This is a genomic window from Legionella sp., from assembly GCF_965140895.1.
Taxonomy (GTDB): Bacteria; Pseudomonadota; Gammaproteobacteria; order Legionellales; family Legionellaceae; genus Legionella.
Map to the genome: position 1 here is coordinate 149657 of NZ_CBCSKT010000036.1, position 17741 is coordinate 167397.

Sequence of the window (17741 nt, forward strand, 5' to 3'; positions counted from 1 at the left end):
ATGTTACATTTATTTAATTCGCTAACTAGAACAAAAGAACCGTTTGTTTCCATTAACCCAGGAAAGATCGGGATGTATGTTTGTGGTATTACGGTTTATGACCACTGCCATTTAGGCCATGCACGCTCTATGGTATCTTTTGACGTGATTGTGCGTTATCTGCGTTCCCAAGGCTATGATGTAACCTTTGTACGTAATATTACCGATATTGATGACAAAATTATCACGCGTGCCAATGAGCGTGGTATTCCGATTGATGAATTAACGGCACATTACATTGCGGCCATGCATGAAGACATGAAGGCTTTAAATATTCTACCACCTGATTATGAGCCAAGAGCAACGGAGCACATTGCTACGATTATTCGTTTAATTGAGCGTTTACTAGAAAAAGGTAATGCTTATGTAAGTGATAACGGTGATGTGTGTTACCAGGTAGATAGTTTTGCTGATTACGGTAAGTTATCGCATAAAGATTTAGATGGTTTAATTTCTGGTGCGCGTATTGAAGTAGTTAAAGAAAAGCGTTCGCCACTTGATTTTGTGCTGTGGAAAAAAGCCAAAGCTGATGAGCCAAGCTGGTCCTCACCTTGGGGAGAAGGGCGCCCTGGATGGCATATTGAATGCTCTGCGATGGCGATGGAAGAGCTTGGCGAGCAATTTGATATTCATGGGGGTGGTTTGGATTTACAGTTCCCACATCATGAAAATGAAATTGCGCAAAGTGAAGCCGCTACATGCAAACCATTTGCTAATTATTGGATGCACGTTGGTATGTTGCAGGTAAATAATGAAAAAATGTCTAAATCATTAGGTAATTTTTTCACGATTGCTGACGTGTTAAACGAGCATCATCCTGAAGTTATCCGTTATTTCTTGTTAAGCAGTCATTATCGTAGTCCATTAAATTACTCTGAAGAGAATTTAGTAAACGCTAAAAAGGCATTGACCCGTCTTTATCAAACGATGAAAGACGTATCGATTTTGAGTAATGGTGAGTTGGATGAGCATTGGATTGCTGAATTTAACAAGGCCATGAATGATGATTTTAACACACCAGTCGCTTTATCTGTTTTATTCCAGTTAAGTCATGAAGTGAATAAAAATGCCAGCCCAGTGTTAGGCACAACCTTAAAACACCTCGCCGAAGTAATGGGGTTATTGCAATCCGACGCTTCAGAATTTCTGCAAGCAGGCCTTGCAGAGGATGATAAGGTGATAATCGAACAATTAATCGCTCAACGCCTACAAGCAAGAGCGGATCGCAATTGGGAGCGTGCCGATCAAATCCGTGCTGAATTACTTGAGCAAGGAATTGAGTTGGAAGATGGCTCTAAAGGAACTACTTGGCGAAAGTTGGTTAAGTAAAAGGTGAACTTCGTGCCTCAACATCCGTATTAGCGTAGCGATATGGGTGTTGAGGCAAAAGTGCTATATTATTAATTCTGCGTAGTAACCCGAAGCACTTCAGCTAAAGATGTATCACCAGCAAGAACGCGCTTAAAACCATCATCACGAATACTTGGCATTGTGGGTCTTAAATGCTCCTCCATTAGCTGAAAATTTTCATTCCGATGAATCATACCCCTTAAGGTGTCATCAATGGTGATTAATTCATAAATACTAGTTCGGCCTCGATATCCCAGATGGTTACACAAATCACAACCCTTAGGCTCACATACTTTTGATAAATCGGCATCAGGGCCAAGCTTCATTAATTCCTTTTCATCATATCTTAATTGGTGCGGTGTCTTACAATGAGGGCAAAGTCTACGAACTAGACGTTGAGCAATCAAACCAACAATACTTGAGGATAAAAGAAATGATTCCACGCCCATATCACGTAAACGCGTTAATGCTCCTAATGCACTATTGGTATGCAAGGTGGAAAGTACCAAATGTCCTGTTAAACTTGCTTGTACCGCGATTTCTGCTGTTTCCAGATCACGAATTTCCCCAATCATCACTACATCAGGGTCTTGCCGTAAAATCGCTCTTAGCCCCTTAGCAAAAGTCATTTGAACTTTGGTATTAACCTGCGTTTGGCCTATCCCTTCTAAATCGTATTCAATAGGGTCCTCAATGGTTAAAATATTTCGCGTAACCTCATTTAACTCAGTAAGCATCGCATACAATGAGGTTGTTTTACCCGAGCCCGTAGGGCCGGTAACTAAAATAATACCATGAGGTTCGGCAATTAATTGGCGGATTGTCACTAATGCTGGAGCTGGCATACCTAAAAGGTTTAAATCCAATTGCGCTGCTTGCTTATCTAAAATACGTAACACTACTCGTTCGCCATGATTCGAGGGAAGGGTAGATACCCGCACATCGATATTATGCCCACCAATACGCAGCGAAATACGACCATCTTGCGGTATACGTTTTTCTGCAATATCAAGCTTTGCCATTACTTTAACTCTGGAAATAACCAAAGGAGCAATGGCGCGTTGAATCTCTAATACCTCATGTAAAACACCATCAATACGATTACGTACTAATACACGATCCTCATACGTTTCAATATGAATATCTGATGCTTTCTGTTTTATTGCTTGCGTAAATAAGGCATTAAGTAAACGGATGATTGGTGCATCATCCTGATTTTCTAATAAGTCTTCACTGACTGGAAGCTGGCTTGCTAATAATGAAAGATCCATATCCTCTTCCATTCCACCAGCCGCCTCTAAAATTGATGATTTAGATTGATAAGTATTTGCCAGATGCTGTTGAAAAGCTGATTCATCAACTTGCTTTAATGACAGCTCACACTGAAGTAATCGCTTTATTTCCGCAAGTGATTGCAGGGAGACGTTAGGTAGATGGTAAATAACCGCTTTTCCATCGGCCAACTCGCTCCCAACAACAATCCCATGGTTTTTCGCAAAACTGTATGGAATTTTAAGAAATTTCTCTTCCGCATCCATAGCTTATTTAGTCACTAATAAAGGAGGACGGCTGAAGGGTCTTGGTAAGTCAGCACGCTTCAAGGCGGGTAACACGGTCGAGTTGTTACTTTGCACATATGCTTCTTGTGAACGCAACCAATCTAATTGGTATTGACGAGTATGATTGTATCGCTGATCTGTAGCATGCACCGTATCACGTTCATTACGTAGAATAATGGGCTTGATAAACACCATAAGAACCCGTTTATCTCGCGTGTGTATCTTGCGTTTAAATAATCTTCCTACTCCTGGTAAATCACCAATAATAGGAATGCGATTATTGTCATTACCCAAGCTATCTTGTGTTAATCCACCTAAAACAACCACATTACCACTTTCCACGTGCACGGAGGTCACAATACTGCTGATGCTAAATGTTGGTGTAGTCGATGTTTCTGCAAGTGCTGAGGGATCTAAGGTATCATTCCCCTGGTCAATTTGCATTTGAATGCCATTGCCACGGGTTATTTGTGGTCTTACATAAAGATGTAATGCTACGTTAACCCGATCAAAGGTGGTAAATGGACTTGATGCTGTTGTAGTGCCATTTGCATTATTTGGGTAATTAGTAGACGCAATAGACACCTGCTTACCCACAAGAATTTTTGCCTGGCGATTATCAAGAACTACCACTGATGGCGTTGATAAAATATTCGCTTTATGTGCTCGAGCCAGAGCATAAATTTGTGCTTGAAAATCGTCAATTCTACTTTGGCTATTAAGAATAGCGAAACCATTTTTAAAGCTGGTTGGTTTACCTGTTTGCAGATTCGTACCCCACTCAATACCTAGGTCATTCACATCATCCTGGTTAATTTCGGCAACCAAGGCCTCAATTAATAATTGTGCTGGCTTAATATCTAATTGCGCAATAACACGCTTTAAAACGCTAATAACTGAGGCGGGGGCGTTTAAAATAATGGAGTTAGTATTTGGCTCTCCAATGATTTGCACAGATGGTTTAGTAGACCCTTCATTTTGGGTACTGGCTGAAGAAGTATTCGCTGTTGCTGCAGATGAAGATAAACCACTGCCACTGTTACTGCTCATTGAACTCTGTTGGTTATTTTGGCCACTATTTACAAGATTTGAAGCAGGGTTCGTACTATCTAAGGCGGGTCGGGTAATGGTTCCAATCGTTGTACCTACATTCCCACTAAAGTTTGCTTGAGCAATACCGGCAAGAATAGGGACCAGATCTTCGGCACGCATGTAATTAAGATACACTACTTGGGTATTGCTATTCAGACCTGCTGAACTTTCACGATCTAACTTTAGAATAAGCATTCTTAGACGTATTCTATCTGTTTTGGAACCGCTAATTAACAGAGAGTTAGAGCGGTCATCAGCGGAAATAGAAATTTGTGTTCGTCCGCCAGCCATATTCGGTTGAGCCTTTATAAGATCTTTCAGAGTATTTGCGATATCCATCGCTAAAGAATGTCTTAGGGATACAATATCAATACCGTTGGCTGTTGAGTTATCAACCTGCTTTATGATAGTTGCAAGGCTATTAATATTATTTGCACGACCTGAAAGAATCAGCATATTGGAAGGGCCATAAGCTGACACGCTACTCCATTGTGGCATTAATGGTCTTAAAACGGGTACTAATTGTTCTGCTGGTACATAGTGTACAGGAACTACCGCAACCATCATGTCATCGCCTCGAGGACGTGTTCTTGGATCAGATGATTGTGTTTTGGCATCAATATTGGGAATTATTTTAATAATTTCGCCACTAGGGATAGCCGCATATCCTGAAACCTGAAGTACAGAAAGAAATACCTGATACAGTTCATGGGAAGACATTGGCGTAGAAGATACAATGGATATTTTTCCTTGTACTCTTGGATCAATCACAAAATTTTTACCAGTAACACGAGAAACCTCTGCAATGACCGCGCGAATATCTGCGTTGCGTAAATTCCATAATTGGCTGTCTTCGGGCATTGCTTGTGCTGTCTCTCCGCTACTGGCTGTTGAGTTTGCTGCTGCTAAAGAAGATTGATTTTTGGAGCTTGCGCTATGATGGGACGTATTTATTTTTTGAGAAAGCGTGTGCTGTAATTCTCTTGCTGTTGGGTAATCATTAATTGGGCCAATTTGCACGAGATAGAGACGTTTATCAGATAGATTTTTAATTTCTATTGGTGAATCAACTAGCTTGGACAACTGTGCTTTTCGTTGTTGAGCATCTTTTTCTAAATTAAAGGCACCAGCTTGCAGAAAGAACGTTGTATTCCCATCCTTGGTGGAAGTAGAAATATTAATGTCATTTGCATAAACAAATGTAGAACATAATATTAAAAATGTAAGTACTATCGAGCGCATTGAAAAACCGCAAAATCCTAGATAGTAACATGATAACCAAATTTAAAAACTTAACAACAAATTTTTAAATATTTTAGAGAAATATGATTGATTTTAAATGAAAAAATGGTGGCTATGGGTGGACTCGAACCACCGACCTCAGCATTATGAGTGCCGCGCTCTAACCGACTGAGCTACATAGCCGCGAGGTCCGAGATTGTGTCTTTTTAGAGGGCATATGTCAATACTTAAATTAATAAAAATAGTGTTTTTTTTATATTGTTAATAAATTTGTTGTTTTTGGCTGTTATTTATTCAAAAGCAGTTGCGCATTACGCCCTTATTTTAGGTTTAGAAATTCCTGCCTTCTTGGTTTTAATGGCCTGGGTTCTATTCTTCCTTTCTATGTTTGCTTTTTTTACAGCAACTTCGCCAGAAACTTTTTAGTGTTCGTTAATATATTTTTGGATCACATACTATACTTTATGAACAAATATAGATCATGGTGCATGATATGCCTATTCGTTTTTTTAAACAGCATGACTCAAAAGAGCAGATTTCACGTGAGGATAATGTAAGACGATTTTTAGAAGGTTTTCCTGATATAGAGTTCTGGAGGTTCTTTGTTGAACGAGAAAGGTACGATGCAAGATATGAGTTCTGTTATGAGATCTATTCAAGAAAGTTTAATAGTCTTCCTGCTCCAGAAATACGAAGCCGGTCTTTAGAGCAAATGAAGAAAGAATTGAATTCCCTAACGATTGGGGACTTATTTGAAATTTTTACTAGTGAACAAGACAAAAAGTTTTTAGCTATGCTTAGATTAGAGAATAGAAAAAAAGAACGCCTTACAGAATATATCGATAAGTTGGTTGGATGGCAAGCTTTTGAGGATGGAGAGCCCGGTTATTTAATACATGCAACAAGGGGGCTAAGTTCTGTATTATCAAGTTTGGCTAACGATGAGCCGTTGACCACCAATTTTATTAAAAATTTACATAAAATAGCTACTGAAAATGTAAAAAACATGTACACACTTACTCCGGGGAGATTTCGCCATACCTGGGTGGCTTGGCAATTAAGCGAGTTTGGGGATTCATTATCCGGTTTAATTGAATCAATTGATTATTTAAAATCTATAAAAGAAAAATATGGATATAATTATCATTCTTTTAATATTTATGAAAACGACAAACCAGTCCAAATTATTTCTGATTTAACTAAAAGCTCGAAGGAATTAGCAGAGACCCTATGGAATGCGCAATTTAATTCCTTTGTTCAACATTTTGAGGGCGGCAGCGCAAAAAACAATATTGACGAAATCTTGAATGCGATTGGTGAACAACAAATTAGCGAGCTTGAAACTCAATTAACACAAGCAAAAACTAAAGATGAAAAACTTATTGCAATTTTTAGTTACTTAAAACATGCCGTATTGCTACATCCCTTTCAAGATGGAGTCGGTAGGACTTATTCAATGTTGTTGCTCCAATTTTTATTAATGCGTGAAAACTTGCTACCTATTATTATTCATAATTCAAACATAATTCCTGGTTATTCCGTGCAGGAGCTTGTGAAGGAATATGTTCGTGCTGAAGATGAAATGGAAAAAATTTTGCAGGATCCAGACTATGTAAGCAGTGATGAGTTTGCAAAACCAAATGTTGATACTGAATATTTGAGAACATTTATTCCAAACGATACTTTTGATAATTGTTTAAAAATATATCAAGATGCAAAAGAGAGTTTTTTAATAAGTAAGGGACACTTAGCATCAAATGAGAGCCTCTTGACATTCAACACGCCAAATAAAGGGGATGGTTAAAAGTACCTATCAAACTGCGGTAATTTGCTCTTCTAGTTTAAGTGAGCCTGGTTGCGTGCAACTAGGTTACGCTATTTTATGTCTACATATTCGCCATCGTTATTACAAAATTAGGAATATTCGGTGAACCGACACCAACAGCATCATTCCAAAATTGACCCTCAGGCTCAACCGTAAGCGCTGAATCCCAGCCAAAAGTTACATGACCGAGTGTAAATGCAGATGCGGGAGCTGGGGTATTTTGTATTGTGATTAAAGGCGGCGGAGTTGCACCACTAATAATCAGGGCTGGGGGAATAATGAGGTTAATCGCTCTGTTGGCAAGGAGTACATCATTTTTTTGATATAAATAAGGTGCTGCCTGGCCAATTGGAGTTCCTTTATTTAATAAGCTACGTGCCTGATTCACTAAAAGTAGGGTCGCTGAAAATAATGGGCAGGCCAAACTTGTACCCCCATCTTGTACTTGTGTTCCATTGGCAATAATTAATAGTCCAGTTTGGGGGTCACCGAGCATTGCAACGTCAGGTAAAGCACGAAGATTGCCAAAACTACTGATAACTCCATAACCTCCCGCAGTAAAACTACTGATTGAACTTTGCCAGGTGACAGGGCCATAATATTGACTAATTCCTCCCCCCGTGCCTCCAGCATAGGATAGGGTACCACTAATAGAACGTACGGTTCCCCAAACGGTCTCAAATGCATAACGATAATTCGCATCAACAAATAAGGCGGTTGCCCCCACGGCAGTAACATAAGCCGAGCTGGATGGGTAATTCACTGTTAGGGGGGAGGACGGCCAGGCCCCGCTACATTTTGATGCTGTTGGATAAGTATTATCACCACAATCACCAGAAGAGAAATTCACACTGATCCCTGCTGCGGCAGCCAGTTCTAATGTCGATTCCAGTGCAGGATCATTCGTTTCAGCACTACTCCAGCTATTAGAAATAACATAGGCATTACTGAAGCTGTTGATACTGTAATTATTCTGAATTAAGGTATGAATCACCCCGATTAATGTATCACGCTGATTTGTTCCCAAAACCAAAGCAGTATTATTGCCAGGGGCAATGGTATGAGAAGCCTCAACATCCAAAACAATTTCTCTACTAAACGAGGGAGTGCCTGGGCAGGATGTAAAGGGTGTACCATCAGGATTAATTATGGCAAAATTTTTCGCAGGACCAGAAACCGTAAATGGTTTAATACCATTGCCAGCAAAATATTGATTGGCGTCACTTAATATTTGTGCAGGTCCATTCGAGCCACATTTATCAACGATTACCAAGGTTTGCCCGGTACCATCTAAACGTGTTCCATTAATTTTGGGAATATTACTCAAATTATAGGTTTTTTGGAGATTTGCTCCCGTAAATCCTTGTAAGGAAATATTAGTAGGAATAGCGCTTGGCATAAAATTGCGCCAAATAAAATTCAAATCATGAGTTTCTGTAGTATGCATCTGAACGGCACTACTTAGATTTGAATGAAATTCAGGGAGGTTATTAAGTCCTGTGATTCCCGAAATAAATTCAGCGAGTTCGAGGGGGAGATTGGGCTCATTCGCATTAGCATAAACTGTTTCTTGTTGGTAACGATAATAATTCATCTGTACATGCAGTGCTTGTTTGATTTGTCCTGCTGTACCTTTTACGCGAATACTGTGATTTATTATTTTTGCTTGCATACCTTGAGTTACAAAAAAATGTTGAATTAATTCTTCTGTATCTTTGTCTGGAGCAAATTCTTGTTCATAAAGAGTGTGAGTTAAATAATGATGATAACGAGGGCTGTTAGCATCATAAATATCCTGGACAAGCCGATCAAGTGCATCTTTATTGCGTAATTTCAGCCATACAGTAAATGACAGTTCTGTATTTGCAGGTACTGGCTTAATCAAATTTGCCTGTATTAGCAAATTAAATCCGGGACTGGTCACAGTTGCTAAGGACTGTATTGAATTCGCATAGGAAGTCATTGCCATCAAGCTCAATGGTAATAGGAATTTAAGTTTTGACATGAGTGATCTCCCTATGACTCAGTTAATCTAGAAAATATAAACTGGTTATTGGACTATGGCTTATAAATCCCAATTCATCACCAGTTGTTAATGAGAATACATAGCCACCTTGCGTGCCAGCATAAATCAAACTCGCATCAGAGTTGACGAACAATGTATAAGTTATTTGTGATAACAGAGTCCACATAGGATTAGTATCTGTGAGACTATTGCTTGAATAGGTGTATTCAAAATCAATTGTTCCTGGGGGAAGGGTATCATTAGATGTTGTTTGCCGAGTATTAACATAAAGTTGGCTGTTGGTGGCAAATACGTTGTATACCGGTACTGGAGTACTTGTTTCTGGGCCATTAATCAGACTCCAGGTTACTCCATTATTTAGTGAATAATAAACATTTCCATCCTGGCTTCCAACGTAGATTGTATTGACTGGGGTGATAAATAGGCTATTGATAGCTCCTGTGCCTGGATTTGTGGCTGTTGCTGTCCATGTAGTACCATCAGCTGAATAATAAACGTGTCCATCCTGAGTTACACAATAAATGATAGTCGAGCCGTTTGTCACCACAAAAACACTATTTATGGGGCTATTTCCTGCAACAGCCACTGTCGCAGTCCAAGACGAACCGTTATTTGTTGAATAATATACTTTGCCATCGGCACTTGCCACATACAGTGTGGTGTTACTAGCAAAAACACCATTGACCCTATATCCGCTGGAGGGTGGGGTGGTTATATTCCAGGTTAAACCATTATCATTAGAAAAATAGATAAAGCCACTTGCCGTTCCTGCATAGATTATTCCACCACGTGCAAAGCTTGCCTCTACGGTATGATTCGCATCAATATGAGGCAGGGTTAAAGTCGAACCGCCTTTTTGAGCAATTCCACCATCAACAAACCATTGATCCACTTGATATCCGGTATTTGGTATTGCAGTGAACTTTAAATTGGTTCCAGCGTATATTGTTTGGGGCGTGTTTGGGGTGATAGTTCCATTTGCACTTGCCAATGGAGTGATTAAGTATTTTGCTAAGGGGATGAAGTTTATGCTTAAAGCATTCGCGGCACTTGGTTGGTAACATTCGAGTTGCCTTTCTTGCTGACATATAATTGGCCCACTATATATATTGCCACTTAAAAGATTGCCATCGACTAATAAATTCAAGGTGCATGATTGTTTATATGCCAAAGTAAATGAGCCTGGGCAATTACCAGGGCTTGTTATTTGCGTAATGCCTGCAATCGGTTTCATGGCCAGGGTATGTGGTCTACGGGATTGGTTTGTGATTGTATATTTAATTGTTGCTGTGCTTGCTGAGGTGAGTGATATTTGAGGTGGGTAACCCTGATTTGGAATAATTGTCCATAACGGTTTGCCTGCATAACAACTAAGGCCAAACAATAAAGTAGCCAGGGATACAGTCATCTTGACTATTTTCGGCATTTAAAAATCCATTTTTCAGGGCAATTTTTTTTCTATCTTAAACAGTTTTCTTTATATAAATCAATAGGGCTATCCATATTGAAAGGTGGGGAGGGTGTAGCCCGTATTAGGTTGTGCTAATACGGGCTAGAGATTTAGATGATTAACAGATAAAGAGCACCAGGTCCGCGTAATACTTGTACCAGTAACTCATTTTTCTTTTGTTGTGCAATTTGTTGTAATGATTTTACGTCTTTAACTGGAGACTTATTAGCAGAAATAATAATATCACCAGGTCTTAGACCTGCACGCCATCCAGCACTGCTCTCTACCGCACCGACAACTTGAACTCCTGTAACATTACCATGAGGTGGGGTTTCTTGATCAAAAGTTCTTAATGCTAAACCGTAAAGGAATGGATTGCTTGATTGTAGCTTTTGCTCATGGGATTTAACGTCAGTAACTACTGCATCAAGAGTGATGGGCTTACCATCGCGTTGAATCATAATTTTGGCGCTAGAACCTACACGTAATAAGCTTACCGTTGTTTTTACCTGAGTTCCCTGAGTGATTTTGGTGTTATTAATTTGAGTAATAATATCACCAGCTTTCAAACCTGCAAACTCTGCTGGGGAACCAGGATTAACTTGTGCAACCAATGCACCTTGGAAATCTTCTTGATATCCCATAGCTTGAGCTAATTCAGGAGTTAAGTGTTGAACAAAAATTCCCATCAATCCACGATGAATTGAACCGTATTTTATAATTTGTTGTGCAACATCTTTTGCCATGTTAATCGGAATAGCAAAACCAATACCTACGTTACCACCGTAAGGTGAAAGAATCGCTGTATTGATACCAATTAACTCACCTTTAGAGTTAACCAGCGCACCACCTGAGTTACCTGGGTTAATTGCCGCATCTGTTTGGATGAAGTTTTCTACACCTTCAATGTTTAAATCGCTACGCTTTAAGGCACTAACAATACCAAAGGTTGCAGATTGGCTGTTACCGAAGCTATTTAAGCCAAATGGGTTACCAATTGCCACCACAAAATCACCAACTTGCAGTTGATCTGAATCACCAATAGGTAATGATTTTAGATTTTTTGCATCAATTTTTAACACGGCCAAATCGGTTTCACTGTCACCACCGATTAGTTTTGCTTTTAGACGTCGGCCATCTTGTAAGGTAATCGTAATTAGAGTGGCATTACGAATCACATGATCATTTGTAATGATAACTCCCTGTTGCGGATCAACGATTACGCCTGATCCAATGCTTTCAAATTTGCGTCCTTTTTCTGGCAATTGTCTAGAGCGTCTATTATTTTGTACTTCTTCTTCAGCTGCAGCCCCTGGAGCGCTGATTTCATTGGGTAAGTAACCTTGTACGGCAACATTCACAATGGCAGGCATAATATTTTTTAATACAGGTGCCATGCTTGGTATAACTACTTCTTCCGCTGCATGAGCTAGCGGCATGCTTGCAAGCAGCAGGGCACTAAAGAGTACTTTCATGCTTTTTATCATTTTTAGTCCTGAGGTTGAGGTTGATTATTAAACCAGATTAAGGTGCCTATTCTACCTGTTTGAGAGGTTTTGCGATAGGAATACAACTCACTTTCTGACTCAAAAGTACATAATTCGGACTGATATACCGCATTTATGCCTTGAGAGTTCAGCACCAATTCCGCAATTTTCGGCAAATTAGCCAGCCATTTTGAGTTAACTGGTTTAAATGCCTCTTTGCTAAAAGGATATTTCGTGGTGAAGGTTTCATAGACCTCATCGCCCACTTCATAACATTTTTGGCAAATTGCGGGTCCTATCCATGCGAGCAGATCGGAGGCTTTGCTGTGCATTTTGGCAAGCGTATTTTCTACGATACCATTTACTAAGCCTTTCCAACCTGCATGAATGGCGGCAATTTCATTGCCTTGTACATTGCATAGAGTAATGGGTAAACAATCTGCGGTAAGAATCACGAGCGGATGTTTACTTGAACGTGTTACGGAGGCATCTGCCTCTCGATTTGCATCTTCTTCCACCAACACGCAACGAGTACTGTGTGTCTGGCGTAGCCATTGAGGTTCACCAGGTAAATGCAGTAACTCAACTAGTTGCTGGCGGTTTTGCAAAACATGTTGATCATTATCCCCAACTCCTAATCCTAAGTTATTGGAGTTATACGGGGCTAAGCTATATCCCGACAGACGAGTTGTGCTCAGCGCGGTGATATTTTTGGGCGCTGGCCAACAGGCTAAATTAGTCTTCATAATGTGCGTCCAATGTGTTAAGAAGATATTGAAAATCATCAGGTAAAGGAGCTGTAAATGTCAACTCCTCGTCTGTATCCGGGTGGAAAAAAGAAAGACTGCATGCATGCAGGGCTTGTCTATTAAATTCTTGAATGAGTGCTCGCAGCTCAGATGATGCCTGGGCAGGGACTTTCATACGACCACCATAGAGTGGATCGCCAACTACTGGGTGATTTATATGTGCTAAATGAACGCGAATTTGATGCGTGCGTCCAGTCATTAATTTAACATCCAGCAGAGTAAAGTCTTGGTATTGCTTATTTATTGAATAATGGGTGATCGCCTCTCGCCCGTGCTCCTGCACTGCCATTTTCAAGCGATTACGAGGGTGACGTCCAAAACCTGTCTCAATGGTTGCCCCTGAAATGAGATGACCTTGCACTAAAGTAATGTAGTGGCGTTGAATTTCTCGCGCTTGCATTTGTCTTATTAGGGAGGTATGGGCTGTTAAGCTTTTGGCCACTACTAATAAACCCGTAGTATCTTTATCCAAGCGATGAATAATTCCGGCTCTGGGCAAATGATGTTGAGATGGTGCGTGATGCAATAAGGCATTAACCAAGGTATGTTCTCGATTTCCCGCACCTGGGTGCACCACCATATCGGCAGGTTTATTCAAGACCAATAATTCATCATCTTCAAAAACGATATTTAATGGAATTGCTTCAGGAGCACACGACTCGAAGCTGGTGTCAATTACATTAAGATCCACGTTAATTTCAATGAGGTCACCATCCAGAGCCTTATCTTTAGGTTTGCAGGGTTTCTGATTCATGGTGACGGAACCGCTTTTTATCCAGTTACTGATTTGTGAGCGGGAATATTCGGGAAGCATATGCGCGAGCACACTGTCTATGCGCTGATTATGGTGCTCGCGGGGAACCGTTAATTGTTTTTGAATATGTTCTATCATTAGGATGTGTGAGCCTCAACTTCAACAAGACGTCCACGTAATGAGTTAGGTAATGCTTCATTAATATGAACATCAACAAATTGGCCAATCAAATGAGTAGGGCCATCAAAATTTACTACACGATTGCATTCAGTACGGCCAGAAAGTTGTTGGCTGTCTCTTTTAGCATGTCCAGTAACCAATATTCTTTGCGTACTATCAATCATGGACTGGCTATAGCGTGATGATTGGAGCAGCAATCGGTTTTGTAGAATTTGTAATCGTTGTTTTTTGACTTCCATTGGGGTGTCATCAGCTAAATTAGCCGCAGGAGTTCCTGGTCTTGGGCTGTAAATAAAGCTAAAGGAGATGTCAAAACCGATTTCATGTACTAGATCCATAGTTGCCTGGAAGTCTTTATCTGTTTCTCCTGGGAAACCAACGATAATATCAGTAGACAAGCGAATGTCAGGACGTACTTTACGTAGTTTTCTGATTTTCGATTTAAATTCTAATGCAGTATAGCCGCGTTTCATAAGACCTAAAATGCGATCAGAACCACTTTGTATTGGTAAATGTAAGTGATTTGCCAATTCAGGGACTTCGGCATAGGCATTAATTAAGTTATCTGAGAATGCTAAAGGATGAGACGTGGTGAAACGAATTCTGCCAATTCCATCAATTGCAGCAATATAATGGATTAGAAGAGCTAAATCAGCAATGTCACCATTCTCCATTTTGCCACGATAGTCATTAACATTTTGTCCAAGCAGGTTGATTTCGCGCACTCCTTGGGTTGCTAAATGGTAGCATTCAGCCAATACATCATCAAAAGGACGGCTGATTTCTTCACCACGGGTATAGGGAACTACACAGAAACTGCAGTATTTGCTGCATCCTTCCATAATAGAAACGAAGGCCGTTGGTCCTTCTGCTCTCGGCGCAGGTAAATGGTCAAATTTTTCAATTTCGGGGAAGCTAATATCTACAACAGGCTTCTTCTTTTCGATACGCTCATTCAGCATGGCAGGAAGGCGATGTAATGTTTGTGGGCCAAAAACGAGATCTACAAAGGGGGCTCTTTTAACAATATCAGATCCTTCTTGGCTGGCAACACAGCCGCCAACCCCAATTACAACATGGGGATTCTTAGCTTTATAATCACGCCATTGTCCTAATTGAGAAAATACTTTTTCTTGTGCCTTTTCACGAATAGAACAGGTATTAAGTAATATTACATCTGCTTCTTCGACTTGATCTGTTTTCTCAAGACCGTGAGATTCGCGCAATACCTCTGCCATTTTTGTTGAATCGTATTCATTCATTTGGCAGCCATTCGTTTTAATGTACAGTTTTTTAGCCATAGTAAAAATCTACTTTAAATATAATGCAGGTTTGAGCATGCTGATTAAACCTACATTGAGATCACAATTTGTGTGTATTATACCCAAGAAACTTCAAAATGCCATTTTTGTGAGTAACTTCCTAGATTATGATGCGAATTTAGAATGGTAGCCTTGATGCTGCGTATAATTAATCTTCGGTATCGCTTGCTAGAGATTGATTACCGCAGTCAAACCGCGGTAATTCATGCGGATTATTGGTCAAGTACAATTTAAGGAGGCGGTTTATGACAGCCCTAATTCACACTTTGACAATAAGTTTCTTTAATCTTAGGCAAAATAAGTAACGCGATGAACATACCTAATGGAAGAATAGCTAATCCAGTGTGATATGCTTCCATAGGATAGACTCTGACGGTTCCATTCAACTCACCAGTCCATAATTTATCAAGGATGTAGCCGATAAGTGGTTGAGCTAGAGCAATACCTATCATATTCATCATGTTCATAAAACTTAAACCGGTAGCAACATATTTTTTATTACACAATTCTTTAACGACAGTAAATGCTGGTAAAAAGCCTGCAGAAAATATACCAAAGAAAAATAGGAAAAATTGCATTAAGAAAGAGGAAGTAATCGGAGCAAAGATAAAGAATAAGGAGCAGAATAGGGCACCGACACAACCTATGTACATTGGTGGTTTACGCAGGCCAATACGGTTGGAAAATATTCCCCATAAAGGACTGGCAATTGCCCAGCCAACAAATACTAAGGATATATAATTAGCCGCAGTTTCTTTACTAATCGCCATTTTTGCCATAAGGAATGGAACACCCCAAAGTCCACAAAATACAGGAGTTGCCATATATATTAGTCCGCCATAACAGGCGACCAGCCAAATTTGTTTGTTTTTCATCAAGGCAATTAAACTGGGTATCAAATGCTCTTCTTCCTCGTTGGGAAGATTATGTACGGGTGGATGATAGTTTTTGGGGGTATCTTTAGCGATAATAAAAATCAATACGGCGAGAACAAGGCCGATGTAGCCCATAATCATCATGCTTTTACGCCAGCCAAACGCTTCAATAAGCAGTGCTAATGGTGTTTCACCACCAATGGCACCAAGCATTCCAAGGGTAACCATCAGACCGGTTAATAATGCAAAGCGATGGGATGGGAACCAGTTTGCTGCCAATTTCATGGTTCCTACTGCCGCAAAGGCAGAACCAAAACCGATCATTAATCGGGCAATGCACGCCATGAAAAAGTTATCGGTCATACCAAAAGCAATGGTACTTACAGCGCAAACTACAGTTGCTAGTGTCAAAAGGCGATGTGGTCCAAAATAATCCATTAGTACACCGCCAGGGAGCTGCATTGCTGCATAAGAATAGAAGTAAACTCCTGATAAAATACCTAGCGTTTGCCCTGTAACGGCAAAATCTCGCATTAACTCATTACTCATCACACTTGGAGATACTTGGAGAAGACATTCATAAAAATAGAATAAACAAGCTAATCCCCATACGATCCATGACATAATGGAACCTTTGCCAGAATTTTCTAGCGATTGTGTATTGTAATGTGCCATTAGTGTTTTATTCTCCAGATTCATTCAATCAAAAGCCAACCGCCAAAAATAACACATTAGTATCAAATACATCAAATAAAATATCGGTCTGTCTAGGGTTTTTTGGTATTTCTACTATTTGGGTCAGAATGAACTGGTTTTCTGCGCTAGATACACTCATACTCCGTCTATCATTAAGTTAAGTAACTTATTTCTCATTTGGGTCATTCGGAGCATCAATAACCACTCTGGTTCCTTGCATACCGCCACCTGGTAAATCCACAAATTCTTCATTAAGCCATCGTGCATCTTCAGTAAACATGCGTACACAGCCATGGCTAGCTCTAAAGCCGGGAACATCATCGCTGCCATGCAATGCATAGCCACGGAAAAAATGCATGCAATAAGGCATTAAAGCACCACCACTTTCACCGTAAGTTCTTTGTGGGAATACCGTAGACACGCAGTCTATGTCCTGCTTGCGAATAATACGAAATGAACCCGTAGGTGTTGTACATCCACCACGTACTCCTGGGCATTTACTTAGCCCAGATGATATAGGCCCCCACCAAAGAAGTTCTCCATCCACATCATAAGCACCCCAGGCTAATTTTTTTTGACTAACGTAAATCGTTTTTTCACCTGTAGATTCGATATAGCGAGGGAAGGGGGATACATCATAAATCGTTAAACGATCGATGTTTTTGGGGACCGCAATGGTCATTCCTGCCCGTAAGGATATGTTCATACGATTAATGCGGCGTACCATATCTCGTTCTTCTGCATTAGGAAAGAGATCATCCCAACTTTCCCCATTTTTAATTTTGATGCAGAGGTAATCTGGCGAGTTACATAAGCTTTCTCCATAACGTGTGGTAGCAGCTAGAGCAAATGAGTTACTCAGCATAAAGTATACTGAGATCAACATTGATATCATAGTTTTCATGGCATGATCTCAATTTGGGTTTTATATTATCGTTAGCGGCATGTTACTGAATAACTTTATAAAATTTTTTTCAGTACATTTTGTTGTGTAGCCGTATTACGACTTCGCCCAATACGGACTACGTTTTTTTA

The 17741-nt window shown here is 40.0% G+C and carries 12 protein-coding genes and 1 tRNA gene; 2 read left to right on the forward strand and 11 right to left on the reverse strand.

The features are described from left to right. Window positions 1-1368 (forward strand): cysteine--tRNA ligase, encoded by a 1368-nt coding sequence (gene cysS / locus ACQY7T_RS05055; RefSeq protein WP_428411657.1) that lies wholly within the window; start codon window positions 1-3, stop codon window positions 1366-1368. Window positions 1369-1439: 71 nt separating this feature from the next. Here cysS and lspE read toward each other — a convergent pair whose 3' ends face one another. The 3 genes from lspE to ACQY7T_RS05070 all read right to left on the reverse strand — a co-directional run bounded on the left by lspE (window position 1440) and on the right by ACQY7T_RS05070 (window position 5465). Then, a complete protein-coding gene (lspE, locus tag ACQY7T_RS05060; RefSeq protein ID WP_428411659.1) occupies window positions 1440-2927 on the reverse strand; it encodes a GspE family T2SS ATPase variant LspE in 1488 nt (495 codons plus the stop codon). Between the two features lie 3 nt (window positions 2928-2930). Next, a complete protein-coding gene (lspD, locus tag ACQY7T_RS05065; RefSeq protein ID WP_428411661.1) occupies window positions 2931-5282 on the reverse strand; it encodes a GspD family T2SS secretin variant LspD in 2352 nt (783 codons plus the stop codon). A gap of 106 nt (window positions 5283-5388) precedes the next feature. Beyond that, window positions 5389-5465: transfer RNA gene (locus ACQY7T_RS05070), tRNA-Met, on the reverse strand. Between the two features lie 310 nt (window positions 5466-5775). On the opposite strand from ACQY7T_RS05070, the gene ACQY7T_RS05075 reads away from it, so the two are divergent. Continuing rightward, window positions 5776-7086, forward strand: a complete 1311-nt coding sequence (locus ACQY7T_RS05075; RefSeq protein WP_428411663.1) for a hypothetical protein — start codon at window positions 5776-5778, stop codon at window positions 7084-7086. A gap of 82 nt (window positions 7087-7168) precedes the next feature. Here ACQY7T_RS05075 and ACQY7T_RS05080 read toward each other — a convergent pair whose 3' ends face one another. The 8 genes from ACQY7T_RS05080 to ACQY7T_RS05115 form a co-directional block, all read right to left on the reverse strand. Continuing rightward, window positions 7169-9112: a S53 family peptidase gene (locus ACQY7T_RS05080; RefSeq protein ID WP_428411665.1), complete on the reverse strand. Its 1944-nt coding sequence runs from the start codon at window positions 9110-9112 to the stop codon at window positions 7169-7171. Window positions 9113-9134: 22 nt separating this feature from the next. Beyond that, complete coding sequence (locus tag ACQY7T_RS05085) at window positions 9135-10559, reverse strand: InlB B-repeat-containing protein (RefSeq protein ID WP_428411667.1); 1425 nt, start codon at window positions 10557-10559, stop codon at window positions 9135-9137. A 134-nt stretch (window positions 10560-10693) separates the two neighbouring features. Continuing rightward, window positions 10694-12070, reverse strand: a complete 1377-nt coding sequence (locus tag ACQY7T_RS05090) for a Do family serine endopeptidase (protein ID WP_428411669.1) — start codon at window positions 12068-12070, stop codon at window positions 10694-10696. Between the two features lie 2 nt (window positions 12071-12072). Next, entirely contained in the window at window positions 12073-12816 is a 744-nt protein-coding gene (pgeF, locus tag ACQY7T_RS05095; protein WP_428411671.1) for a peptidoglycan editing factor PgeF, read from the reverse strand. After that, a complete protein-coding gene (rluD, locus tag ACQY7T_RS05100) occupies window positions 12806-13771 on the reverse strand; it encodes a 23S rRNA pseudouridine(1911/1915/1917) synthase RluD (RefSeq protein WP_428411673.1) in 966 nt (321 codons plus the stop codon). The genes pgeF and rluD overlap by 11 nt, the downstream gene beginning before the upstream one ends. Further along, window positions 13771-15114 (reverse strand): tRNA (N6-isopentenyl adenosine(37)-C2)-methylthiotransferase MiaB, encoded by a 1344-nt coding sequence (gene miaB / locus ACQY7T_RS05105; protein WP_428411675.1) that lies wholly within the window; start codon window positions 15112-15114, stop codon window positions 13771-13773. The genes rluD and miaB overlap by 1 nt, the downstream gene beginning before the upstream one ends. Before the next feature lie 275 nt (window positions 15115-15389). After that, window positions 15390-16685 carry an MFS transporter gene (locus ACQY7T_RS05110; RefSeq protein WP_428411677.1) on the reverse strand — a complete coding sequence of 432 codons (1296 nt, stop codon included), beginning with the start codon at window positions 16683-16685 and terminating at the stop codon, window positions 15390-15392. Between the two features lie 187 nt (window positions 16686-16872). Beyond that, window positions 16873-17601, reverse strand: coding sequence for a L,D-transpeptidase (locus tag ACQY7T_RS05115; RefSeq protein ID WP_428411725.1), 729 nt, complete (start codon window positions 17599-17601; stop codon window positions 16873-16875). Window positions 17602-17741 lie beyond the last annotated feature (140 nt).